Here is a 24,809-nt window from a genome sequence, read left to right as displayed (position 1 = left end):
AATATGAAAACAAAAAAGGGAACTAATTTTTACATAGTTCCCTTTTTTTGAATGATTTAAACCACCTTTCTAATCAATTACGAATAAAATCACTGAACAGATTTAATACTTTCGCTACTCTTCAATTTATAAGATAACTGAAATGGTTGTTGTTCTTTCCCTTTATTAGAAAGATAAATTTTAATAGGATGCGTTCCTTTCTCAAGAACCATAGATGTTTTTTTAACCGTTCCGGATGTATAACCATAGTCTGCATCAAATAAAATGGCTTCATGTATTCTTACAACGCCTTTTTCAACAGTACTAAATTCAAATGTGTACATTCCTGTTTTTGGAATATCAATGTTTCCTTCCAACAAAAAGAACTCTCCTAAACCTTTACGATACTTCAGTTTACTTAATTTTGAAACATGACCTTCCTTTAATGGTTCCATTGTTGATAAATTAGGCAACCAAGGAAATTCCCCTTTAAATGACTTCCAATTCCATCCTGCTTTAAATGCTTCGTTAGCTAATGCAGGCACAGGCGCATCATCATAAGGACGTTTAGCCTTGTCATCGGCACGGCGAATACGAAGCACCTTAACTTTCATTTGTTGCTGAACCTCAACTAACGAATCAGCTCCTGCTAAATTATGGGATTGATGTGTATCATTAATTACATCGTAAATTTCGAAATCATCATTGGCAGACTGAATATTGTAACGAATACCTACCAAGTCTCCTAATCGAATCATTTGCATCTGCTTACGAAGTCGGTTTCGATTGTTCGGCGAAAAATCTTTGTAACCTGGTGTTTTTCCGGGAAAAACATATTCGGAATAAATCAATGATTTTTCCTGAGACTCTCTTCCTGTTAAAGCTGGCAAAATAGAAACACCATCGCTAATAACAGGGGCTGAAAAACCTGCAACATCAGTAAATGTTGGCAACCAGTCATATGAAATACTAGGTTCATCTACCTTTACATTTTCCGGAATATGACCTGGCCATCTCGCTATTAAAGGCATACGTTCTCCACCTTCCAAGACATCACGCTTTATTCCGTCAAACGGACCGAAACTATCAAAAAATTCGGGATTATTAGCTGCATAACCTTTTGGTAAATACGATTCATTAGACGGGCCATTATCGGAAGTAAAAATAATCAAGGTATTATCATCAATATTTAAATCTTTAAGTAATTGAATAACATCACCCACAGCATCATCAATACGCCTTACACTGGTAGCATACCGTTTATAAGTTTTAGGCCACGCTACCTCAGGCGTACTCTTATCATTATCATCGTCATAAGTGGCATTAACATATTCCGGATGCATATATGAATCTGGCATTCCGGATGCTGTATTAATCATTCGTCCAGATGTTCCCGTCCATTGCAAACCCCCATTTAAACCACCTCCATTAGGGTATGCCTGTGTTGGTAATTCTAATACAGCATGCGGTGTATCGTAAGCCAAATACATTAAAAATGGTTTTTCAGCTTTTGTTTGCTCGACAATCCACTTTTTAGCAACTGCAGTCCATAAATCGGTCGTATAACATTTATCAAGACCTTGAGACACTTCTTTATTGTTTTCCCAAACTTCTTTCTTGCCTCGATAAATTCCTTCTACAGGATAGTGTTCATGACCATCGGAATGACGCATATACCCATAAAAATAATCGAAACCTCTTTTATTGGGAGCACTTGGCCAACCTTGAGCATTACTTCCTTGTAGTCCCCATTTACCAATGGCTGCTGTAGTATACCCCATTTTCTGAGCTACATTAGCAATAGTATAGTTATCGGCTAGTGCTTTATCAAATTGATTATCTCTTACATTAGCATGTCCTTGTGACAACCCTGTTAACAACGAACTTCTTGAAGGTGCACATACCGGTGCTGCCGTGTAATGCTGTGTGAGCATAACTCCTTCGTGAGCCATTTGATCTAGGTTTGGAGTACTTGTCCAAGGTTCTGATCGCTCTGCTTTAGCTTTACGTTCGTTTTGATAGAAGACACCGATATCTCCATAACCTAAATCGTCTGTTAGAATAAAAATGATATTAGGTTTGGTTGATTTTGTTTCCTGCGCTTTCATCGAAAACGGTAACAACACAGACAAGCCAACACTTACTAATACACTTAATTTATTAATGTTCAGCATTTATAATATTTTAAATCCAAATAGAAATAGCTTCAACATTTCCTACTGAAGATTTTACTTTTATCTCCTTTTTCAACTCATTATCTACTAAAAATTGCATGGTGTAATTCCCTTCTTTATAGACTTTAGGTAAAAATGTTTTTTCGGCTAAAGGTAATGAATAGACTAAATCTCCTTGCCCATCAACTACTCTTATTACCGGTAAAACATCGGAAGAAATAGTAACCTTAGGGAGCTTGTATTTCGCTTTTTTAAACAATTGATCTTCCTGAGTTACCGTAATAGGCCATCCCGGGTACTGGGCATCAGTTTCATTAACATCTTTAAAACGCTGATAACACGAGCTGGTAATAGTTCGTTTCTTCTTATTCACCGAAACCATACCAAAGCCAGTTGATCTGTTATACAAAATTGCAGGTTCTTTATGATGGTTATATGGATTGGTTACTGCATGAACTGATATTTTATTTCCGAAGCCATCTTCATAATCTCCTGTATAAGCCGGATTTTCAACAGAGTGATTTGCTGCATTTACCGGCGGCCAAAAGCGGCGTGGCCAAATATTATTAAGAGCTGGACCTGTAAATGCAAAACCGCTATCGCCGTGTTCCTCAACTCCATACTGTACAAAAGTTCCCAAATGCTGATCTCCGGCAATATGAAATGTAAAGCCTTTTCGAATAATTTCAAGTGTTTCATCTCTTTTCTTTTGCGGCCATCCGTTAGAATCCATATCTACAGTAAAGTCATCTCCCTCAACATACTCTCCCTTTTCCGGCATAGTTAATTTAGGTACAATTGAGTCACTGGTTTCTCCTTTTGGTAAGGTTGCAATAGTTGCAAAATTTGTTTGAGATAATAAGATTTTCATCTGAGTATCGTTAGACCAGTCGTCTACCCAGTTTTTAAGGAAGGTTTCCTGACGCTCTCCTAACAATTCGGCATCAATATCTCTATGCTTTTTTATATCAAAATCTGTATTTCTAATGAATCCATTAAAGACATCAGCTTCTTCAGGTAATACCGTTTTAGGTGCCGATTTAAATTTTCTATCTTCTAAAATCGCAAAACTTACTCCTGCATAATCCCATTGGGTATAATACACATTAATGCCTTGTTTTACGGGCGTCGCATCATACGGATCTGGAAGGTGCCCGGTTTGTGTAAACTGAGCCATATTAACCCAGTCGGCATCCATTTTATATCCACCAGTATCTTGAGCTGCAGATTCAAAACCTAAACTTGTGTCGGCATGAGTACCTCCGCATCCCCAGAGGTTCCCATGAAATACATCGTGATCATCGGTAATGATGCTACAAGGGTGATGACGGAACACCTCACGGTAAGACCATCCAAACATCATCCACTTTCTTAAGAAATCTAAACAACGTTTATCATATTCTCCTTCGTATTGAACACCGTAGCCCCCTGTTCCTTCATAAAACTGATCGCCTAAAAACACACAAACATCGTACGACAATTTATTTAAATTATCTACAATATCCTGATCAGGAAAACCATAGTGCATGTTACAGTTTAGGACCGCAATATTTAAATCTTCCTTATCTTTAGGCTCGGCTTTAATGGTTCCTTCGTAATAATACCTTTTTACTCCATCGGACTGTGGTAATTCTACACAAACACGGTAAGGCACATCGCTTATTTCTCTCCAGTTTTCAACTTCAAAAAGTTTGTTTCTTCCATCGTTAACCAACTCTCCTTTAGATATAGTTTGCCACGCACCATCTTTAAAAATTTCAAGTCCAACCGAATGTCCTGATAAACTTTCAAAAGGCGAACACTGCGCCATCAGTTTTAACTTCTCTCTATTCAAAGAATACTGTGCAAAACAAACAGGCCCGAATAATTGCGTTTCATTTTCCTGAAGTGCATTACCTTCAATTACCCAATCGCTAAAAGAACACGTTGGTTTATCTTCTACTTTCCATCCTAAGTCTATATTAGACAGTAAAGCAAATGTACCGGCTAAATCCTGATTTTTAACTTCTAGCTTTGGGCTTTCGAATAGTTCTTTATTATTCTCAGGATTTAAAATACGAACGATTAAACTTTGCCCTCCGTTTTTTGAAGGCTTTGCTTTAATCTGTAATTTAAAAGCATCCGGGATTTTAGAAAAAGGTGTTTTTATTTCTTGTTCACCAACCTGAAGTTGACCTTTAGTATTCAATCCAACCTCTAACCCTTTACCAAACACCGCTGCAGAACGATAATCATCAAATTTTCCTTTTGACCCCAACAGCATCCCTACACAGCCTTTTTTATAACTATCTAAATTAGGATGTTTCACAGCTATGGTTACTTCTAAATCTAAAGCTGAGTCCCCATTTTGGTGCATAACTGTTAACAAATGCAGGTTTCTGTTTTTTCCGGACACCACACACTCCACAGCACCATTTCTAATTTCCCAGTCCTGTAAACGGTTCCCCCAATATTCGGGTCCAGCCCATTTCATATCCTGAAATTTATCCCACTGACTTTTAAATTTCACCTTCTTCTTAGCATCCCATAACTCTTCAATATATGGAGACAAACCATAACTGGAAAACGCCATTGGTAAAACAGACCCCAAAACAATGGTTTTTAAATATTCTCTACGTTTCATAACTATATATTTTTATAAAATAAATTTTAATTCCTAAGGTTTACGCACCTCTAACAAATCTGCATAAATTTTCAAAAAAAAGATACTAGTTTTTATGCGAATACCGGGGACATATTTATCAACCGCCACTTATAAAAACCGACATAAACCTAATTCACAACACATTATAATTCCCTTTAAATTTTAAAGCAAAAGAACATCTTGTAATATAATAACGTTGCAGAAAATTAAAACCCTTAATTTTTTTACCGTCTTCTATTTGCCAATAGTGGCGGAGCATCACCATTAAACGGATTCCATCGACTTATACTTTTGGCTTCCATACCTGAAGCGCGAACAACAGCTCTATCGCCATAACGCTCGCGCATATTATCGAGTGCCTGATAAAGCCTGATGGCTTTATCGTCGTCTTCAAACAAATCAATTTGATGCCCACCCTCAACTAGATGACTAAACTTTACACCTATTAATCTTACTAACAACCTACGTTGATACAGTTTATTATAAAGCTCCATAACAACAGGAATAATATGATGATCGGCAGCGCTGTAAGGAATACGTTTTTGCTGGGTATAAGTTTGAAAATCAGAGTATCGAATTTTAAAAGTGATACAGGCCGTTAACTTATTACCTCGACGCAATTGATAGGCTAAATTTTCAGCCATGGCACTAATAATACTTTTAAGCTTCGCAACATCAGTGGTATCTTTATCGAAGGTACGTTCGGTAGAAATCGATTTTCGTTCGCGGTATTGTATTACAGGACTATTGTCTATTCCATTAGCCTTTTTCCAAATAGTAATACCGTTTTTCCCAAACACCTTAAACATCATTTCCATAGGCATTTTTTGAATGGTTTCTATTTGCTTAATTCCCAAATCGCACATGGCCTTATAAGTCACATCGCCTACCATTGGAATTTTCTTCACCGATAGCGGCGACAAAAACGTTTTTTCATTCCCCTGAAGAATTTGTATTTGATTATTAGGCTTCGCTTCACCTGTAGCTATTTTAGAAACGGTTTTATTAGCAGACAATCCAAAGGAAATAGGCAATCCGGTTTCTTTAATAATTCTTGACCTGATTTCGGAAGCCAACTGCAGACATCCAAAAAACTTATCCATTCCGGTTAAATCTATATAAAATTCATCAATAGACGATTTCTCATAAAGCGGCACGCTCTCCTTAATAATTTCGGTAACCGCATTGGAAAACTTAGTATATATACCTGAATTCCCTCGTAAAACAATAGCTTCAGGACACAACTGTTTTGCCATGCGCATAGGCATGGCAGAATGAATCCCAAACTTACGAGCCTCATAACTACAGGACGCCACCACACCCCGATCGGATGTACCTCCAATTAACACCGGCTTACCAACCAGCCTGGTATCTAACAAACGTTCGCAGGATACAAAAAACGTATCTAAATCCATATGAACTATCGACCTGTCGTTTCTCATGATGCTAACGGCGTATTTGAATATCTCGGGTCTTCAATAATAGGCAAGCGCTCCATTTTAGACACCTCAACGGTTATACAATCAAACTCTTCGATAACTTTACCAGTAATACTATAAATGCCTTTCCCCCGAAACGGATATTTTAAGGCTGTCGGCGGAAAATGAACCGTATCTATAAAATCGCCAGACACATCTAAAAACGTTCCGAAATACATCATCTTACCGTTAGATGTTTTTGTGCGTTTTACAGTGACCAGATACCCTTGAATAGTTATAACACGGCCAATATTATTAATCAAATCGAATGCACGCATCGGGTCTGTTAAAGGTTCTCGCAACAAATGAAACGGACTGCATAATGAAAACCCTAACAATTCAATTTCATCGAAAGCGTCTTCTAAAGGGTTTTGTGGTAATTCGGGAATGACAAAAGCTTTTCTATTAGGTTTAAACAAGGTTATTTCATGGTCGTTAACTACAGATTTACTCACTTTCATATGCGCTTCCCATAGTAATTCTCTTTTATTTTTTCCCGTAAAACGGAAGGCATTAATCTTAATAAGAATGATAAGCTGCTCTATACCGATATTCACCCGATCTATAAAATCGTCTAAATCGAAAAAAGCCCCGTGTGCTTGTCGTGCTTTGAGTATTTTTATTCCCATTTTATCTTCAAAAGCATGTAAAAACTTAAACCCAATGTATATTGATTTCCCTTTAATAATCGTATTAATACCACTATTATTAACACAAGGTGCTTCAATAATACCGCCATGCATTCGCGCTTCATGCACATAATATTCCGTTTGATAAAATCCGCCATAATTATTAATGGTTGCGACCATATATTCCAACGGATAATACGCTTTTAAAAACAAACTCTGATAACTTTCTACGGCGTAAGATGCCGAGTGCCCCTTGGCAAAAGCATAGCCCGCAAAACTTTCAATCTGTCGCCAGATTTCCTTAGTCAGATCTAATCCTTTATTCGACTTTTTACAGTTTTCAAAAAATGCATCCTTCACTTTTAAAAACTCCTCTCTCGATCTGAATTTTCCAGACATACCCCGACGCAACATATCAGCTTCCCCTAAATTTAAACCTGCAAAATAATGCGCGACCTTAATAACATCTTCCTGATACACCATAACACCATAGGTTTCAGGCATAATATTAAGTAATACCGGATGCGCATCGCGTCGGCGTTCAGGATACCGATACCTTAAAATATATTCGCGCATCATCCCCGACTTTGCCACCCCAGGCCGAATAACCGAACTCGCAGCTACCAACCCCAAATAATTATCTACCTGAAGTTTTTTTAACAGCATGCGCATGGCTGGCGATTCGACATAAAAACAACCAATGGCTTTAGCATTTTTCAACAGATATTTAATATGATTATCTTCTTTAAAACGTTTAATATCATGAATATCGATAGGTACATCATCCGGATTATTATACTTTACGATTTCGACAGCATCTTTAATTTTTCCTAATCCACGCTGACTTAAAATATCGAATTTATACAAACCAACATCTTCGGCGACCACCATATCAAACTGCGTTGTAACATAGCCTTTAGGTGGCATAAACGTGGCCGTATAATAATGGATTGGTTTTTCAGAAATAAGAATGCCTCCCGCATGAATCCCTAGATAATTAGGAAACCCTTGAATGCGCTTACTGTACGTAATAACCAGTTTTGACAATTCATCTAAAGCATCAAAATTGAAACTTCCGGAAGCCAGCACATCTATTTCATGTTTTGGTAAACCAAAAACCTTTCCCAACTCACGAATAGACGCTTTGTATTTAAAGGTATTGTAAACCGTAATTAAAGCTGTATGCTCAAACCGATTAAAAATGAATTTAGTTATATCGTCTCTGTCGGTCCAGGAAAAATCAATATCGAAATCTGGTGGATTGGTTCTGTACAGATTAATAAAACGCTCGAAGTATAAATCTAATTCTATAGGATCTACATCAGTAATACGTAGTAAATATGCGATAACACTATTGGCACCACTACCGCGCCCTACATAGAAGCAACCTTTACTACGTGCGTATTTCAAAATCTTCCAGTTGATTAAAAAATAAGAAACAAATCCTTTTTCTTTTATAATCTTAAGCTCTTTTGCAATACGATCTAACAACACATCGTTAACTTCGGCATATCTATAAGTCACCCCTTCATAAGCTAGTTTTTTAAGCAATTTAAAATCCAAATCGGTATTACCCGTATATGCTTTTTTATTGTTTGGTTTTTGTTGTGAAAAATCGAAATCAATATTACAAGCATCCAGTAAGCGTTCGGTATTCGTTATTATTTCAGGAAATTCTTCGAATGCTTTTACAATATCGTCTGCCGATTTTACAATGTCGTGTATTGTTCCTTGCTGTTCTAACGGAAGTTTACTTAATAGGGTGTTATTATCTATAGCCCGTAATAGGCGATGCGTGTTAAAATCTTTTTTATTTGTAAACGACACCGTTTGGAGAATCACAACCTTATCTAAATGATTTATGTATTTCGAAAACCGAAACCGATTAAGATCTTTTATAGCAACACCTATAAATTCATTCTCTCGCAAGGCTTCAATTTCTATTTCATTTTGAAACGGATAAATAACAAAGGTGTCAGACATCTTTTGAGTCCTATTTGAGAAAGGCAAATCATGACATAAATGATGCGACAAATAATCATTTATATTCTTAAACCCATTATTGTTTCGCGCTAATACCACAAACTGCTGCTGCGCAGCATTTCTAAAATCGACTCCAATAACTGGTTTAATATTATAATTAACAGACAATCGCACAAAATCCAGACAAGCCGATGTGTTGTTAATATCGGTTAAAGCCATAGCACTAATACCATAATACTGCCCTATTTTCAACAGATTTTCGGGAGTAATAGTACCATATCTTAGACTATAATATGAATGACAATTTAAATACAACGTTTTCTGCTTTATCAATTATTTCACAAAATTAACTACAATATGTAGTAAGTATTGCTTAATTTTGTAGTATATGAGTTATTTCGCAGTCAACTTTAAGTACCTGAGAACCTTAAAAGGGTTTTCGCAAGAGCAAATGGCAGAGGAACTGAGCATTACACGTTCCCGAGTAGGATCGTATGAAGAAGGCCGATCTGAACCACCTTTAGAGTTATTGATTAAAATATCGGATTACTACAAATTGCCTATTGATGCCTTAGTAAAAAACAACCTGACAAAAGTTTCAGATACGTCTTTTATTAACATTGGTAATCACCGCATTTTGTTTCCTATTACAGTAAGCGAAGACAACGAAGATCTTATTGAAATTGTCCCAAACAAAGCTACAGCCGGCTACTTAAATGGCTATGACGATCCGGAATATATCGAGCAGCTCGAAAAAATTAAACTGCCGTTTCTTCCGTCAGGAAAACACCGCACCTTTCCTATAAAAGGAGATTCTATGCTTCCGGTAAGGGATGGATCGTATGTTGTAGCGCGTTACATTGAAAATATTCAAGATATTAAATACGGAAGAACTTATGTTATTTTAACGCTAAACGAAGGTATTGTTTATAAACGTATAAAAGCAACCGAACAACCAGAGCTGTTAACATTGCATTCTGATAACAGAAACTATCAGCCTTACGACATACACAAGAAAGACATTTTAGAATTATGGGAATTTACCTGTTGTATCAATACTCAGGAATACGATGAAAGCGAACTAAAAATAAGCAGTATTATACAAATGTTTCAGGAATTGGGCGTAGAGCTGGAACAACTAAAAAAGACCAACATAATCTCCTAAATTTTAAACATAAAAAAGCCTTTACGAAAATCGTAAAGGCTTTAGTACTGAAGGCGGGACTTGAACCCGCACGAACTAATGTTCATTGGATTTTAAGTCCAACGTGTCTACCAATTCCACCACTTCAGCATGGTATATTTTTTTGAAAGTATCAGAGCGAAAGACGGGATTTGAACCCGCGACCCTCACCTTGGCAAGGTGATGCTCTACCCCTGAGCTACTTTCGCAGTCATTTATTATGAACGTGCAATATTGCTATTGCGGGTGCAAATTTACTATAATTATTAAAACTACAAAGCTTTTTGTTTCATTTTAAAAAAATTTATTTCAAAATACAAAAAACACATCTGTTAAAACACACAAATACAACTAATTAAATACAAATAAATCCTAAATTTTAAGCATAAAAAAAGCCTCTACGAAAATAGTAAAGGCTTTAGTACTGAAGGCGGGACTTGAACCCGCACGAACTAATGTTCATTGGATTTTAAGTCCAACGTGTCTACCAATTCCACCACTTCAGCATGGTATATTTTTTTGAAAGTATCAGAGCGAAAGACGGGATTTGAACCCGCGACCCTCACCTTGGCAAGGTGATGCTCTACCCCTGAGCTACTTTCGCAGTCATTTTTATGATCGTCACTTGTTTTCAACAAGCGTGCAATTCGTGATTGCGGTTGCAAATTTAGTACATTTATTAGAAGTACAAAGCTTTTTTTACTAAAAAAATTAAAAAAAGTTTTAAGCCTGCTTCTTTTTAACCAACATACGCTTAATTTCATTTAATTTCATCAAGGCCTCAACAGGTGTAAGCGTATCGATATCAGTCTCTAGTATTTCTTCTTTTATATTTTCCAGCAACGGATCGTCTAAATTAAAAAAGCTTAACTGCATTTCATTTTCCATCGATTTCACCTTCTCGGTAAGCTCTTCACTAGAGTGCGACTTCTCCAATTTCTTCAAAACCTGGTTCGCGCGACGTAAAACCTGCTGCGGCATACCTGCCATTTTCGCCACATGAATACCAAAACTATGCTCGCTTCCACCTTCAACAAGTTTTCTTAAGAATAGTACATTATCTTTTAATTCCTTAACCGACACATTAAAGTTTTTAATACGTTTAAACGTTTCGGTCATTTCATTCAACTCATGATAGTGCGTCGCAAATAAGGTTTTTGGTTTCGCCGGATGTTCGTGTAAATATTCACTAATAGCCCAGGCAATAGATATACCATCGTAAGTACTGGTACCACGTCCGATTTCATCTAATAACACCAGACTTCGTTCTGAAATATTATTCAAAATAGAAGCTGTCTCATTCATCTCTACCATAAACGTCGATTCGCCCATCGAGATATTATCGCTCGCTCCTACTCTGGTGAAAATCTTATCAACCAAACCAATTCTTGCCGATTGTGCCGGAACAAAACTGCCCATTTGCGCCAACAATACAATAAGAGCGGTTTGACGTAAAATGGCCGACTTACCAGACATGTTTGGTCCGGTAATCATAATAATTTGCTGAGTAGTTCTATCTAAGAACACATCATTCGCAATATAAGCTTCCCCAATAGGCAATTGCTTTTCAATAACCGGATGGCGACCATCTTTAATTTCTAAATCAAATGATTCTTCAATGGTTGGATATACGTAATTATTATCCTTTGCCAACTGTGCAAACCCGCATAAACAATCTAACTGACCAATTAAAAAGGCATTCTGCTGAACAGGTTTAATATACTGATTCATCCAACCCACCAACTCAGCAAACAACTGCTGTTCGATAGCCAGAATACGATCTTCAGCACCTAAAATTTTAGCTTCGTATTCCTTTAATTCTTCAGTAATATAGCGCTCAGCATTAACTAAAGTTTGCTTTCTAATCCATTCTTCAGGCACTTTGTCTTTATGCGTATTGCGTACTTCAATGTAATACCCAAACACATTATTAGATGCAATTTTTAAAGAGGTAATTCCCGTGCGTTCGCTTTCGCGCTCCAGCATAGCATCTAAATAATCTTTCCCTGATTTAGATAAATTTCTCAATTCATCTAACTCCGCAGAAAAACCAGCTGCAATCGTATTACCCTTCAACACATTTACTGGCGCATCTTCGTTAAGCATCTCCTTAACTTTTTCACGAAGCACGTCGCAACTTTGCAGATTATCACCTATAATTTTTAACGATTCATTTGAACTGTTAGCCGCAATAGATTTTATAGGCACAATGGCTTCCAACGAATTTTTAAGCTGAATAACTTCTCGCGGATTAATTTTCCCGGTAGCCGTTTTAGAAATTAAACGTTCTAAATCGCCAATATGCTTAATTTGATTCTGTATTTTTTGATGTACCGAAGTTTCCTTGGTTAAATAATCGACTACCTCATGACGCTGTTTAATTTTGCCTACATTTTTTAAAGGTAAGGCCAACCAGCGTTTTAACATACGGCCACCCATTGGCGAAATGGTTTTATCGATAATATTTAAAAGCGTTACCGCATTATTATTGGTAGAATTGTAAAGCTCTAAATTTCTGATGGTAAACTTATCCATCCACACATAATCGTCTTCGGCAATTCTTGAAATGGATGTAATATGCTGTAATTTGTTATGCTGCGTTTCGGCCAGATAATGCAAAATCGAACCTGACGCAATAATACCTTCATATAACTCTTCAACCCCAAATCCTTTCAAGGTTTTTGTATCGAAATGTTTGGTTAAAGTTTCGTAGGCGTAATCGGTTTGATACACCCAGTCTTCTAAATAAAAGGTATGAAAATCGTTTCCGAAAGTTTCATTAAACAACATACGCTTCTGCTTCGACACCAACACTTCACTCGGACTAAAATTCTGAAGCAATTTATCTACATACTCGGCATTTCCCTGTGAGGTTAAAAACTCCCCTGTTGAAATGTCTAAAAACGAAACTCCAATCTGCTTTTTATCGAAATACACCGAACACAAAAAGTTATTCGATTTCGATACCAAAACCTCATCATTTAAAGCGACCCCTGGTGTTACCAATTCGGTTACACCTCGTTTTACAATGGTTTTGGTTTGCTTCGGATCTTCCAACTGATCGCAAATAGCTACCCGTTGCCCGGCTTTTACCAATTTCGGTAAATAGGTATTTAACGAATGGTGTGGAAATCCAGCCAAAGCCGTTTCTCCTTCACTTCCTGCACCGCGCTTTGTTAATATAATCCCTAATATTCCGGCTGCTTTTACGGCATCATCTCCAAAGGTTTCATAAAAATCGCCCACACGAAATAACAATAAAGCATCTGGGTATTTTGCCTTAATGCTATTATACTGTTTCATTAACGGGGTTTCTTTTTTTGCTTTTTTAGCCAAGGGTAAGTAGTTTTTTAATGTTATTTTTGCATCAATTGTAGGATTGCTAAAGTAGCATAATTTTAGTGGTTTTTGAAATGGAAACACTATAAGTTATCTACAGAATATTGACATTAAAACCACCATGCGTAAATTAAAAAATAGCGAGTTAGATAGATTAAGCGTTGAAGATTTTAAACAGGTTGAAAAAACACCCATTATTATTGTATTAGACAACATTAGAAGTTTAAATAATATCGGATCTGTTTTTAGAACCAGCGATGCCTTTTTAATTGAAAAGATTTATTTATGCGGTATCACGGCAACCCCACCACATAAAGACATTCATAAAACCGCATTGGGAAGCACCGATACTGTTGACTGGGAATACATTGAAAACACCTTGGATTTAGTTGACCAACTTAAAACTGAAAACGTTAAGATTTGTTCTATCGAACAAGCTGAAAACGCGACCATGCTCAACGATTTTACTCCTGAAGCCAACACAAAATACGCCTTGGTTTTTGGCAACGAAGTAAAAGGTGTAGCACAAAAAGTGGTATCAGCAAGCGATACGGTGATTGAAATCCCGCAATATGGCACAAAACACTCTTTAAATATTTCAGTAAGTTGTGGTGTTGTGGTTTGGGATGTGTTTAGTAAACTAAATACTATTACAAAATAAACCACTGAACAAAACCAACAGCACTGTAATTTTTAAATCTATAGTTTTACGTTAATTATTACCAATAAAAACTAAAATGAGATCTTTTATCACCATACTATCTTTAGCTTTATTTATCAGTTGTAAAACTGAAATCAAGGTCGGACTAGATTACAGCAAACTGGAAACTATCCCAACCAAAGAACAGGTAGGCCGTACCGTATTACCAGACACTATTGCTCCGGTAACCGCTCCATTTGCGATGCCTGAATTTGTAAAGCCTAGTTTCCCTGATAGAAGTATCAATATAAAAGATAACATTGAAGATCCAAATGGTTTAATTACAGAAATCATCCAGGGCGCCATTAATAATACAAGTACCCAAGGTGGCGGAACAGTAATTATTCCTTCCGGGGAATGGCACACCGGCCGTATTACATTAAAGAGCAATGTAAATCTTCATTTTGAAGATGGCGCTGTACTTCGTTTTAGTACCGACGTTAAAGACTATCAACCAGCCGTTTTTACGCGGGTTGAAAGTTTAGAAGTGATGTCGCTTGCTGCTTGTATTTACGCAAACAATCAGGAAAATATCGCTATTACCGGAAACGGAAAGCTTATCGGGCCATTTGACGGAGAAATCAAAGCGCGCTCTTACATGAAGCCTATTGAAACTTTAGTAGATTTAAATAAACCTGCTGAAGAACGTATTCATGATGGCTCGAAAGAAGACTGGATTTTTCCTCCAAAATTCATTTCACCTATCAACTGTAAAAAAGTATATATTGAAGGCGTTTCATTAGAAAATACAGCCTTCTGGAATATCGTACCAACCTATTGTGACAATGTGATTATTCGAGGTATTTATGTGAATTCTTATGGTATTCCGCGTGGCGATGGTATCGATATCGAATCGTCTAAAAATGTACTTATTGAATACTCAACATTAAATACCGGAGACGATTGTTTCACCATGAAATCCGGTCGTGGCGAAGACGGTATGAAAGTAAATAAACCAACCGAAAACGTGGTGGTTCGTTACTGTCTGGCACAAAAAGGACATGGTGGTATTACCTGCGGAAGTGAAACCGCCGGCGTGATAAGAAATTTATATGTTCACGATTGTGTTTTTGAAGGCACTGTTGTTGGTATTCGCTTTAAAACCCGCAGACCACGAGGCGGCGGTGGCGAACACCTGTATTACGACCGCATTCGTATGAATTTAGAAGCCACAGCCATAAAATGGGATATGTTAGGCACACCTGCCTATGTTGGTGAATTGGCAGAACGCTTACCAGCCAGACCTGTTAATAAACTAACACCGTTTTACAAGGATATTACTATGACCAACCTGATTATAGAAAACAGCACGCATTTTTTAAAAGTGTATGGTATTCCTGAATCGCCATTAACCAATTTAACCGTTGATAATGTTGACGCAAAAAGTTCAAACCTAATCATCATTAACGACGGAAAAAATATAAATATTTCCAACACAAAAATTGAAACTCCTGATCATGTAATTGATATTCTTGGGGGTGAAAATATCTCGTTAGAAAACGTTGAAATAAAAACTGAAGCTTCAGCATTAGAGTTTCCGAATGAAAAAGCGACTTTAAATAACATGAAGTTGTTAAAATAATATTTTTCTTACTTATGGATTTTGATTTTCCTCAATGAAATGGTATGTTTGATTTTCAATCAAAAATCATCATCAATCATGAAATTATTAAAATCAATCTTCCTTGTTTTAGCCATCGTTTTATTTTCAAACTGTAAAATTGAAAAAGAAACTAAAGACACAACAATAACAGTATCTGAATTAATTGGAAACTGGAGACTATCAGAAGATTCAGAAACTGAAAATAAAATTAAAAACGTAATATTTAAAGATGATTTCTCTGCTGAAATTACTTTTAATGACGGTTCTTCAACAAAAATTATTCAAGGCACTTGGAAATTAGATGAACCTAAACAAATAGAGAAGGATAATTTCAATCTCACAATGAAATCGGACGTTAAACTCAATTTCGACGAAAGCAACACTAATAATGTTACCGTTTTTCTAAACGCCGAAGAGCTCGACAACAAAACAATTCTAACGTCGCATAACTTAACACTTTCTAAAAGTTAATTAGAAAAAATCTCGTGTAACACCCACAAATAATCTTCACGATTATTCACAAAGTCTTTATTGGAGACATCAATGATTTTTACATTAAAATCACTTTGAGTTTTTAAAAATTCCAGATAACCTGCGTTTATTTTTTCAAGATAATCATCGGCGATATTCTGTTCATAATCACGGCCACGCTTTTTAATGTTTTGCTGTAAACGTTCGGTATTCTGGTAGAGATACACATACATATCGGGTTTACGCAACTCTTTATACATGAGGTAAAACAATTTACGATACAAATTAAACTCGTCTTCCTGCAAGGTCACTTTCGAAAAAATAAGCGACTTAAACACATCGTAATCGCTAACAATAAAATCTTTAAACAACTCGAGTTGCGATAAATCATCACTAATTTGTTGATAGCGATCGGCCAAAAACGACATTTCCAAAGGAAATGCATAACGACTGGCATCCTTGTAAAACTGTGGTAAAAACGGATTATCAGCAAAGCGTTCTAAAATCAATTTAGCATTAAAATCATTCGAAATTTTGGTTGCCAAACTTGTTTTTCCTGCACCTATATTCCCTTCTATAGCAATATAATTGAAGGTTGTAAAATCGAAATCCGCGCTCGGGTTATGCAACACCTCAGCAATAGGCTCTAAAACTGATTCATCATTGCATTCGTTCAACAAGACACTAATGTCCTTTTTTAAAACAGGATGCTCGACCTTGGCTGCAATATCATTAAGCGGCAACAAGACAAATTTACGTTTTTGCATTTCTGGATGAGGAACAACTAAAGTTTCAGTAGAAATAATGTCATCTTCAGCCAGAATAATATCTAAATCTATAGTTCGTGCCTCGTAAGCATTAGGATTTGTTCTTACCCGTCCCAAATAAATTTCAATAGCCAATAAAACATCTAAAACCTCTTGGGGTTCTAAATCGCTTTGCAACACTAAACAACAATTATAAAAATCGTCGCTTTCAAAACCAAAAGCTGGCGATTGATAGACTTTAGATATCTTCTTAATCACACCAATACGCTGATAAATTAAATTTACCGCCTGTTGTAAGTGATTTAATTTATCACCTTTATTACTTCCTAAAGCTATATGAAATGTTGTGGGTTGTACCATAAGTACGGCAAAATAACTAAAACAAATTTTATTACTTTATATTTACTATTCCTATTTATTCACAAATTGCATGACTTTAAAAGATAAACTCGCCGCCCAACGTATTTATATGCTTTTAGGAGCTTTGTTTATAACCTCTTTGGTGGTTTCAAACTTAATATTTCAGAAGTTTTTTTATTGGTACCCGTTTGACATTGAAATCTTCGGATCTAAACTTTTTGAAATTTCGGTAGGTATTTTACCTTACCCAATTACCTTTCTAATCACCGATTTAATTAGTGAAATCTACGGTAAAAAAAGAGCCAATCAAGTCGTTGTTGCCGGCATATTTGCTTCGGCATTTTCATTGCTTATTGTTTACGTATCGAGTATTGTACCAGCCACAAGTTGGTCTCCTGTTGACGACAAGATGTTCACCACGGTTTTTGGGAATACAGTGCTAGCCGTTTTTGCCAGCATGATGGCTTATCTTTTTGCACAGTTTATTGATATACAGATTTATCATTTCTGGAAAAGCCTAACCAAAGGTCAACACCTGTGGTTACGCAATAACTTTTCAACGTTTATCTCACAATTTGTAGACACCTTTACCGTTGTTGGTTTACTTTGTGTTTTTAATATTATCCCTTGGGAAAATTTTCCAGGCTTAATTCTATCTGGATTCCTTTTTAAAGTTTTAGTCGCACTTTGCGATACACCTTTTATGTATTTAGGTGTTTACCTGTTTAGAAAACGCTTTGATTTAAAAGTGAATGAAGAAATATTACTGCTTTAATTTTATAGAAAACTTAACGAAGGAAATACTTAGTTTCAAACTTTTCTTATGAAATTTGCGTATATAATGTAACTCATTATTAAACCAATAACCTACTCATAAAAATATAAACCCCATATTTATGAAGAAAGCTTTAAAAATTTTAGGCCTATCAATACTTATTATTTTAGTGCTTTTAATAGCTCTACCCTTTGCTTTTAAAGGTCAGATAAAAGACATGGTTAAATCCTTTATTAACCAGAACATCAATGCCAATGTCGAGTTTAGCGATGTGAGTTTGAGTTTACTTAAAAGTTTTCCGCAAGCGAATGTTGAAGTTAACGATTTGGTGATTACTAATTTTGAGCCCTTCAAAAACGACACCTTGGTAAGCACGAAGAATATTGCCTTCACCATGTCTGTTAAAGAATTATTTAAAAGTGCCGAAGATGGTCCCTTAACTATAAATTCCATAACTATTGATGACGCTTTAGTTAACCTAAAAACAAACGCCGAGGGTAAAAGTAATTACGATATTGCAAAAGATGATGGTTCGACTTCGGAAACCGAAAAAAACAGCGATAGCGGCTTTGCTTTCGATATTGAAAACTACAGCATTAACAACAGTACATTTCACTATTTAGATGAAGGCTCTAAAATACAATTCAGCATCAATGAATTAAACCATATAGGAAAGGGAACTTTCTCAGGAACAGTTTCTGAGCTAGACACTAACACCGAAGCCCTTGTTAGTTTTAGTATGGATAGCACGGCGTACCTAAGCAACAACCACATTAAGTTGGATGCTTTAATCGATTTAGATTTAGAAAACAGCAAATACACCTTTAAAGACAACAAAGCACTTATTAATCAGCTGCCTTTAGAATTTCATGGTTTTGTTCAGCTTATTGAAGAAGGTCAGGATATCGACATTACTTTCGAAAATCCGGGCTCAACCTTTAAAGATTTCTTAGCGGTTATTCCTTCCAATTATTCAAAAAGTATTGAAGATGTGCAAACCACCGGCGATTTTAAAGTTAAAGGTATCATAAAAGGAAAAGTCACCGAAAAAACCATCCCGACTTTAGATATTAGCATCACTTCCAACAACGCCTCTTTTAAATACCCAGATTTACCCAAATCGGTTGAAAATATTGTTATTAATACTGAAATTAAAAATGAAACAGGATACGTAGATGACACCTATGTAAACATCAACACCCTTAATTTTAGCATCGACAAAGACGTCTTTAAATCGTCTGCAACCATTAAAAATTTAACCAAAAACATGCTGGTTAATGCCAATGTTAATGGAACTTTGAATTTAGACAACCTAACCAAAGCCTACCCTCTAGAATTGGACCAGGACTTAAGCGGTATTTTGAAAGCCAACATTCACACCGCTTTCGATATGAATGCCATTGAAACCAATGCCTACGAACGCATAAAAAGTTCAGGAACCATGAGTATTTCAGACTTTAAATTTGATTCGGAAGATATGGTTAATCCGGTAAGTATTTCAAAGGCTGATATGACGTTTAATCCGTCTACGGTAACTCTAAATAACTTTAATGCAACCACTGGAAGTAGCGATATAAATGCCAACGGTTCCATAAACAATTTACTTGGTTTTATTTTGACCGATGGCACCTTAAAAGGAAACTTTAATGTAAACTCAAATAACTTTGTATTGAGTGATTTTATGAGTTCAACTGAAGAAGCTCCAGCTTCAGAACAAACTGAAACAACAACTTCAAGCAACTCAGAGACATTAAAAATCCCTGCGTTTTTAGATTGTACTATTAATGCGAATGCCGCAAATGTTACTTACGACAATTTAAATCTGAAAGATGTGAAAGGCGCATTGGTAATTAAAGACCAGCAAGCCACCCTAAACAATTTAACCTCCAAACTATTTAATGGTAATTTAGCCGTTTCGGGCAACGTCTCGACTAAAAACGAAACCCCAACATTTAATTTAGATTTGGGTGCCGAAAATTTCGATATCGCCCAATCTTTTGCTGGCTTAGATATGTTTCAAAGTATTGCACCTATTGCGAAAGCTTTACAAGGAAAATTAAACACGAAACTAAATTTAAAAGGCGATTTAACACAGGACTTCACACCGAACTTAAACACCCTTTTTGGTGACGCGGCCGCGGAATTATTAACCACTAAGGTAGACCCTCAAAACGCTCAAGTTTTAAACAAACTGGAAAGCTCGTTAAGTTTTGTTGATTTCGACAAGTTCAGCTTTAACGATTTAAAAGCCTATTTAGAATTTGCAGATGGAAAAGTTACCGTAAAACCATTCACCTTTAAATATCAGGATATAGCCATTGAAGTCTCAGGTTCGCATGGCTTCGACAAAACAATGGCTTACAACGCTGTGTTTGATGTCCCTGCCAAATATTTAGGAAGTGATGTTAACAAGTTGATAAACAGTATTAACGACAGTCAAACAAATGATATTACCGTTCCTATCACGGCTAATATTTCCGGAAGCTATACAGAGCCGAAAGTGTCTACCGACTTATCTAGTGGAGTTAAAAATTTAACGAGTCAGTTGACCGAGATTCAAAAACAAAAATTAATTGGTCAAGGTAAAAATGAACTTAATAACTTACTTGGAGGCCTAACTAAAACAAGTTCAACCACAACAGAAACAAATACAGATTCAACATCAACTAAGGAAACAGAAACTAAAACTTCTTCCGAAGAACAAATAAAAGAAAATGTAAAAAATGTTTTAGGTGGTCTTTTAGGAGGAAACAAGAAAAAGGCAGATACCGTGAATTAAAATATTAGAAAAAACACCTTCAAAAAAAGACAGGCTTATAAACCTGTCTTTTTTATTGAATAGCTAGAAAACAGCTAGAAATGTATTCTATTTTAATCAAAATTGGAGTATTTCACTCAAAATGAAGGGTTTTATGTTAAAGAAATGTGAGTTTACTTGCTTTTCTCAATTAAAATATTATAATGTGGTTTAGATATATTTTTAAACAGAAAAAAGATAAATGAGGCAACTTAAAATCACGAAACAAGTAACCAACAGAGAGTCTAAATCCCTTGATAAGTACTTGCAAGATATTAGTAAAATTCCACTAATCACAGCTGACGAAGAAGTGGAACTGGCACAGCGTATCAGACAAGGGGATCAAGTGGCTTTAGATAGGTTAACAACAGCCAACTTACGTTTTGTTGTTTCGGTAGCTAAACAATATCAAAATCAAGGACTTACTCTACCCGATTTAATAAACGAAGGGAATGCCGGATTGGTAAAAGCTGCCAAACGTTTTGATGAAACTCGAGGATTTAAGTTCATTTCGTATGCCGTTTGGTGGATTCGTCAAGCAATTCTTCAAGCTTTAGCCGAACAATCTCGAATAGTTAGATTACCTTTGAACAAAATTGGTTCAATCAATCGAATTAATAAGGCTTATTCGTTTTTAGAACAAACCCACGAGCGCGCTCCGAGTGCTGAAGAAATTGCTCAGGAATTAGATTTAACGGTTAGCGACGTTAAACAATCCATGAAAAATTCCGGACGCCACCTATCCATGGACGCACCATTAAAAGAAGGTGAAACTTCTAATTTATATGATGTGGTTTCAACTGGTGATTCGCCAAACCCGGATAGAGAATTAATAAACGAATCGTTAAGTACTGAAATAGAAAGAGCCTTAGATACCTTATCGCAAAAAGAAAGCGACATTATTCGTTTAAACTTTGGGTTAAGTAATCAACCACCAATGAGTTTAGATGAAATTGGAAAAACATTCGATTTAACCAGAGAGCGTGTGCGCCAAATAAGAGAAAAAGGTATTAGACGATTAAAACATACATCGAAAAGTAAAATTTTAAAAACTTATTTAGGATAGACCTAAATATACTCACACTATAAATAAACTATATGTTAAGAATTGAAATTAAAGAAGGAGAAAACATTGAACGCGCACTAAAACGTTACAAGCGTAAACACAGAAACGTTAAGGTGATGCAAAATTTGAGAGATAATCAATTTTTCACAAAGCCATCAGTAAAAAGAAGACGTCAAATTCAAAAAGCGTCTTACATCCAAGGATTAAGAGATCAAGAAGATATATAAATCGCTCCTACTTGGATATGAAATAAAAAAATCACGCTCTGTTAGCGTGATTTTTTTTGTTCTATATAGCCTAATCTATTATTGAATAGTAATATTTACCACCAAACCTTCATTGCTTCGAACATTAAAAACAGTCTGATCTTCAAAAATCAAATATTGCCCTTTAACCCCTTTTAACACGCCTTGATAGCTTGGTGTTTTACCTAAATTCAAACTTTTAGGTTTTAAAGGATATTGATGTACCGGATACTCCAAATTGGTTTCAGAATTACTTTCTATAAAATATTCCATAACCTCATCAGGAATATATTGCTTTAAACGTTCGCGCCATTCCACCAAATTCTCATCCTCTATATCATTTTTAAGCATGGTACGCCAGTTTGTTTTATCAGACACATGTTCTTTTAACGCAACCTCAGTTATACCAGCCAGGTAACGATTGGGCACCTCAACAATTTCTATAGCTTCATGCGCCCCCTGATCTATCCATCGTGTTGGTACCTGAGATTTTCTGGTAACCCCAACTTTAACGCTACTTGAATTTGCTAAGTACACAATATGTGGTTGCAATTGCATTTTCTTTTCATACTCTAAATCGCGATCTTCTTTACCCAGATGTGCCGTACTTAATTCCGGACGCATAATCCAATCGGCTGCCTGAGGCACATCAAAAAAACAACTCTTACAAAACCCTTGACGATAAATTGGTTTATCTAATCCACAATTCAAACATTGATATCTTACAAACTCTATGGATATGTTTTTTTCCAGCAACTGATTCATATTTATAAAGTCGTTTTCAAACACTACATAATATTGAATAGGCAATGCATATTCTGTTTGCATTTTTGTTAATACCCCTTGGTAAGTCATCCGTTTTCTGTTTTTAGATTTTTGTATTTCACCTCAAAATTACAAACATTTAAACAATAAATCTAAATGTGAAATTTGCTATTACTTTTCAGCAAAAAAAATGTTATTTTAGACTTTTAAAGATAGTAGTATAAAAATATGCCAATCCCTATAGTTAATTCCGTTGCTGCCTGGTTTTTAAAAAAACGATTCCAACAAATAGATTTGTTTTTAAAATACCCAAACGAGGTACAGCATGAGTTACTTTTTAGTCTTTTAGATTTTGCAAAAGACACTGAAATTGGCAAACAATACGATTTTGCTTCTATTAAGAGCTACAAAACCTTCACCGAGCGTGTCCCAATAAAAAACTACGACGGCTGGCAGGATATTATTCAGCGCTCCATGAAAGGAGAACAAAATCTCTTCTGGCCAACACCTATAAAATGGTATGCAAAGTCAAGCGGAACCACGCGTGCAAAGAGTAAATTTATTCCGGTTAGTGAAGAATCTTTAGAGGAGTGCCATTATGCAGCTAGTAAAGATTTACTGTCCATGTACCTTAACAATAATGAGGAATCTCAGCTATTTACAGGAAAGAGTTTGCGCTTAGGCGGAAGCAAACAATTACACAAACAAAACGGCACAGCATTCGGCGATTTATCGGCGATTTTAATTGACAACATGCCGTTTTGGGCAGAGTTTAGCAGTACTCCCTGCAACAAGGTCTCTTTAATGAGTGATTGGGAACATAAAATGCAGGCGATTGTAAACGAAACACGTTACGAAAATGTAACGAGTCTTGCAGGTGTTCCTTCATGGATGCTAGTGCTTTTAAACAACGTATTAGAGACTACGGGAAAAGGCAACCTACATGAAGTATGGCCTCATTTAGAAGTCTATTTTCATGGCGGCGTAAGTTTTACCCCTTATATTGATCAGTACAAAAACATCCTTCCTAAGAGCGGGTTTAAATACTACGAAATTTATAATGCTTCGGAAGGCTTCTTTGCTATTCAAGATCAAAACGATTCTAGCGAATTGTTACTTATGCTTGATTACGGCATTTTTTATGAGTTCATCCCTATGGATGTTTATGCTACTTCCGAAGAAAAAGCTATTCCTTTAAGTGAAGTTGAACTTCACAAAAACTATGCAATTATCATTACAACCAATGCTGGTTTGTGGCGTTATAAAGTTGGAGACACGGTTAGATTTACCTCCCTGAGTCCGTATCGCATAAAAATTTCAGGCAGAACAAAACATCATATTAATGTCTTTGGAGAAGAGCTTATAATTGAAAATGCTGAAAATGCTTTAAAACAAGTTTGCAAAGATACCGAAGCCGAAATTGTAGATTTCACTGCTGCCCCTGTTTTTATGGAAGGCAAAGAAAAAGGTGCACATGAATGGCTTATTGAATTCAAAAGACTACCCAGAAATATAGATGAGTTTAACGAACTTTTTGATGATGCCTTAAAAGCATTAAACTCCGATTACGAAGCCAAACGTTTTAATAATATTACACTTAACAAACCAAAGATTAATGTAGCTCGTGAAAACCTGTTTTATGACTGGTTAAAACAAAACAATAAATTAGGCGGACAACACAAAGTACCGCGTTTATCTAACACGCGTGATTACCTGGAAGAACTCTTAAAATTAAACGCCAGTTAAAACCTGTCAAAATCTCCGATGAAAGACTTTACCAAAAGTCTTTAGTCGAGTATTTCATCTTATAATCTAAAAGAACAAAAAGGGTTTTGCACAGGTTGTTAATAA

Annotated in this window: 16 protein-coding genes and 4 tRNA genes; 9 read left to right on the top strand and 11 right to left on the bottom strand. The window is 35.9% G+C overall.

The features are described 5' to 3' along the window. Positions 1-89: 89 nt before the first annotated feature. From RBH94_RS07640 to RBH94_RS07625, 4 genes are all read right to left on the bottom strand, one after another. Positions 90-2,153: an arylsulfatase gene (locus RBH94_RS07640; protein WP_307883064.1), complete on the bottom strand. Its 2,064-nt coding sequence runs from the start codon at positions 2,151-2,153 to the stop codon at positions 90-92. 10 nt (positions 2,154-2,163) lie between these two features. Continuing rightward, the gene (locus RBH94_RS07635; RefSeq protein WP_307883063.1) at positions 2,164-4,776 is read right to left on the bottom strand and encodes an alkaline phosphatase D family protein; all 2,613 of its coding nucleotides are present in this window, start codon (positions 4,774-4,776) and stop codon (positions 2,164-2,166) included. 245 nt (positions 4,777-5,021) lie between these two features. Further along, positions 5,022-6,239 carry a DNA polymerase IV gene (gene dinB, locus RBH94_RS07630; protein ID WP_307883062.1) on the bottom strand — a complete coding sequence of 406 codons (1,218 nt, stop codon included), beginning with the start codon at positions 6,237-6,239 and terminating at the stop codon, positions 5,022-5,024. Continuing rightward, on the bottom strand, positions 6,236-9,220 hold the full coding sequence (locus RBH94_RS07625) for a DNA polymerase III subunit alpha (RefSeq protein WP_307883061.1): 2,985 nt from the start codon (positions 9,218-9,220) through the stop codon (positions 6,236-6,238). Before RBH94_RS07625 ends, dinB begins: the two co-directional genes overlap by 4 nt. A gap of 55 nt (positions 9,221-9,275) precedes the next feature. On the opposite strand from RBH94_RS07625, the gene RBH94_RS07620 reads away from it, so the two are divergent. Next, the gene (locus tag RBH94_RS07620) at positions 9,276-10,052 is read left to right on the top strand and encodes a helix-turn-helix domain-containing protein (RefSeq protein ID WP_307883060.1); all 777 of its coding nucleotides are present in this window, start codon (positions 9,276-9,278) and stop codon (positions 10,050-10,052) included. Positions 10,053-10,097: 45 nt separating this feature from the next. Here RBH94_RS07620 and RBH94_RS07615 read toward each other — a convergent pair. The 5 genes from RBH94_RS07615 to mutS form a co-directional block, all read right to left on the bottom strand. Continuing rightward, positions 10,098-10,181 (bottom strand) — tRNA-Leu (locus tag RBH94_RS07615). 26 nt (positions 10,182-10,207) lie between these two features. Beyond that, positions 10,208-10,279, bottom strand: a tRNA-Gly gene (locus RBH94_RS07610). Between the two features lie 213 nt (positions 10,280-10,492). Further along, positions 10,493-10,576: transfer RNA gene (locus RBH94_RS07605), tRNA-Leu, on the bottom strand. 26 nt (positions 10,577-10,602) lie between these two features. Continuing rightward, a tRNA-Gly gene (locus tag RBH94_RS07600) sits at positions 10,603-10,674 on the bottom strand. Between the two features lie 119 nt (positions 10,675-10,793). Further along, complete coding sequence (mutS, locus tag RBH94_RS07595) at positions 10,794-13,406, bottom strand: DNA mismatch repair protein MutS (RefSeq protein ID WP_307883059.1); 2,613 nt, start codon at positions 13,404-13,406, stop codon at positions 10,794-10,796. A 124-nt stretch (positions 13,407-13,530) separates the two neighbouring features. On the opposite strand from mutS, the gene RBH94_RS07590 reads away from it, so the two are divergent. From RBH94_RS07590 to RBH94_RS07580, 3 genes are all read left to right on the top strand, one after another. Continuing rightward, complete coding sequence (locus RBH94_RS07590; protein WP_307883058.1) at positions 13,531-14,070, top strand: RNA methyltransferase; 540 nt, start codon at positions 13,531-13,533, stop codon at positions 14,068-14,070. Between the two features lie 76 nt (positions 14,071-14,146). Next, the gene (locus tag RBH94_RS07585) at positions 14,147-15,691 is read left to right on the top strand and encodes a glycoside hydrolase family 28 protein (protein WP_307883057.1); all 1,545 of its coding nucleotides are present in this window, start codon (positions 14,147-14,149) and stop codon (positions 15,689-15,691) included. Positions 15,692-15,769: 78 nt separating this feature from the next. Then, positions 15,770-16,183, top strand: coding sequence for a hypothetical protein (locus RBH94_RS07580; RefSeq protein ID WP_307883056.1), 414 nt, complete (start codon positions 15,770-15,772; stop codon positions 16,181-16,183). Here RBH94_RS07580 and folK read toward each other — a convergent pair. After that, positions 16,180-17,310 (bottom strand): 2-amino-4-hydroxy-6-hydroxymethyldihydropteridine diphosphokinase, encoded by a 1,131-nt coding sequence (folK, locus tag RBH94_RS07575; protein WP_307883055.1) that lies wholly within the window; start codon positions 17,308-17,310, stop codon positions 16,180-16,182. The two genes, RBH94_RS07580 and folK, sit on opposite strands and share 4 nt — an antisense overlap. Before the next feature lie 70 nt (positions 17,311-17,380). Between folK and RBH94_RS07570 the strand changes: the two genes are divergently transcribed. The 4 genes from RBH94_RS07570 to rpsU all read left to right on the top strand — a co-directional run bounded on the left by RBH94_RS07570 (position 17,381) and on the right by rpsU (position 22,175). Further along, positions 17,381-18,085, top strand: a complete 705-nt coding sequence (locus tag RBH94_RS07570) for a queuosine precursor transporter (protein WP_188223881.1) — start codon at positions 17,381-17,383, stop codon at positions 18,083-18,085. Between the two features lie 121 nt (positions 18,086-18,206). Then, positions 18,207-20,864, top strand: a complete 2,658-nt coding sequence (locus tag RBH94_RS07565) for an AsmA-like C-terminal region-containing protein (protein ID WP_307883054.1) — start codon at positions 18,207-18,209, stop codon at positions 20,862-20,864. Between the two features lie 220 nt (positions 20,865-21,084). Further along, positions 21,085-21,948, top strand: a complete 864-nt coding sequence (locus tag RBH94_RS07560) for an RNA polymerase sigma factor RpoD/SigA (RefSeq protein WP_188223879.1) — start codon at positions 21,085-21,087, stop codon at positions 21,946-21,948. A 32-nt stretch (positions 21,949-21,980) separates the two neighbouring features. Further along, entirely contained in the window at positions 21,981-22,175 is a 195-nt protein-coding gene (rpsU, locus tag RBH94_RS07555; protein WP_188223878.1) for a 30S ribosomal protein S21, read from the top strand. A 78-nt stretch (positions 22,176-22,253) separates the two neighbouring features. Here rpsU and RBH94_RS07550 read toward each other — a convergent pair whose 3' ends face one another. Beyond that, entirely contained in the window at positions 22,254-23,048 is a 795-nt protein-coding gene (locus RBH94_RS07550; RefSeq protein WP_307883053.1) for a DUF2797 domain-containing protein, read from the bottom strand. Between the two features lie 138 nt (positions 23,049-23,186). On the opposite strand from RBH94_RS07550, the gene RBH94_RS07545 reads away from it, so the two are divergent. Further along, on the top strand, positions 23,187-24,704 hold the full coding sequence (locus tag RBH94_RS07545; RefSeq protein WP_307883052.1) for a GH3 auxin-responsive promoter family protein: 1,518 nt from the start codon (positions 23,187-23,189) through the stop codon (positions 24,702-24,704). The last annotated feature ends 105 nt before the right edge of the window (positions 24,705-24,809 follow it).

This window comes from Aestuariibaculum sp. YM273 (assembly GCF_030908365.1).
Classification (GTDB): Bacteria; Bacteroidota; Bacteroidia; order Flavobacteriales; family Flavobacteriaceae; genus Aestuariibaculum; species Aestuariibaculum marinum.
This window is presented reverse-complemented; position numbering and strand designations above follow the sequence as displayed.

Bases quoted from the DNA above. Each gene is read 5' to 3' on its own strand.
- RBH94_RS07565 (WP_307883054.1), top strand. From the start codon at position 18,207: ATGAAGAAAGCTTTAAAAATTTTAGGCCTATCAATACTTATTATTTTA.
- RBH94_RS07550 (WP_307883053.1), bottom strand. From the start codon at position 23,048: ATGACTTACCAAGGGGTATTAACAAAAATGCAAACAGAATATGCATTG.
- RBH94_RS07545 (WP_307883052.1), top strand. From the start codon at position 23,187: ATGCCAATCCCTATAGTTAATTCCGTTGCTGCCTGGTTTTTAAAAAAA.
- folK (WP_307883055.1), bottom strand. From the start codon at position 17,310: ATGGTACAACCCACAACATTTCATATAGCTTTAGGAAGTAATAAAGGT.
- RBH94_RS07590 (WP_307883058.1), top strand. From the start codon at position 13,531: ATGCGTAAATTAAAAAATAGCGAGTTAGATAGATTAAGCGTTGAAGAT.
- RBH94_RS07620 (WP_307883060.1), top strand. From the start codon at position 9,276: ATGAGTTATTTCGCAGTCAACTTTAAGTACCTGAGAACCTTAAAAGGG.
- RBH94_RS07585 (WP_307883057.1), top strand. From the start codon at position 14,147: ATGAGATCTTTTATCACCATACTATCTTTAGCTTTATTTATCAGTTGT.
- RBH94_RS07570 (WP_188223881.1), top strand. From the start codon at position 17,381: ATGACTTTAAAAGATAAACTCGCCGCCCAACGTATTTATATGCTTTTA.
- RBH94_RS07560 (WP_188223879.1), top strand. From the start codon at position 21,085: ATGAGGCAACTTAAAATCACGAAACAAGTAACCAACAGAGAGTCTAAA.
- rpsU (WP_188223878.1), top strand. From the start codon at position 21,981: ATGTTAAGAATTGAAATTAAAGAAGGAGAAAACATTGAACGCGCACTA.
- RBH94_RS07635 (WP_307883063.1), bottom strand. From the start codon at position 4,776: ATGAAACGTAGAGAATATTTAAAAACCATTGTTTTGGGGTCTGTTTTA.
- RBH94_RS07580 (WP_307883056.1), top strand. From the start codon at position 15,770: ATGAAATTATTAAAATCAATCTTCCTTGTTTTAGCCATCGTTTTATTT.
- RBH94_RS07640 (WP_307883064.1), bottom strand. From the start codon at position 2,153: ATGCTGAACATTAATAAATTAAGTGTATTAGTAAGTGTTGGCTTGTCT.
- dinB (WP_307883062.1), bottom strand. From the start codon at position 6,239: ATGAGAAACGACAGGTCGATAGTTCATATGGATTTAGATACGTTTTTT.